Origin of the sequence: Methanocalculus natronophilus (genome assembly GCF_038751955.1) — an archaeon.
GTDB classification, from domain to species: Archaea; Halobacteriota; Methanomicrobia; order Methanomicrobiales; family Methanocorpusculaceae; genus Methanocalculus; species Methanocalculus natronophilus.
In genome coordinates this window covers 1-531 of the sequence record NZ_JBCEXH010000121.1, presented here as the reverse complement: position 1 = coordinate 531, position 531 = coordinate 1, and the positions used below count along the sequence as shown (strand labels likewise).

Below are 531 nucleotides of genomic sequence, written 5' to 3'. Positions count from 1 at the left end.
GCATTACCCTTAATGGTTAAGGTTTCATTTTAAATTTTAATGCTTGCAATAATGACGTATAGAATACGCAAATTATTACAGGCCAAAATAGTAGCTTATAAAAAAAACATACGAAATTTTTGTGTATAAATCTCGTATGTATTTATTTTATTCAACATTACATTAGATAATTAACCATGCGCCCAAAGCAATCGTTCCAACAACGAAACAGTAATAGGCAAAATATTTAAGGTTTCCTTGTTTAACCGCGTTCACAAACCATTTAAAGGCTAAATAAGTCATCATTCCACTTGCTACAAATGATATCAAAAGCGCCAAAGGTGAATGGGCTGTAAAACTCGAAATATCTCGTATTTCTAAAATCATAGTTCCAATACTGACTGGAATATAAAGCATAAAAGAGTACTCTATCACTGTTTCAAACTTAAGGCGGCGAAACAACCCTCCAACATACGTCGAACCGCTTCGTGAAATACCAGGCAACAAAGCTATTACTTGAACAAGACCGATGACCAATGCATCAACCAATTT

1 protein-coding gene is annotated in these 531 nt (G+C 33.9%); it reads right to left on the bottom strand.

The features are described from left to right. Positions 1-162 precede the first annotated feature (162 nt). The coding region (locus ABCO64_RS10800) for an undecaprenyl-diphosphate phosphatase (protein ID WP_343089482.1) at positions 163-531 on the bottom strand (369 nt) is incomplete at its 5' end.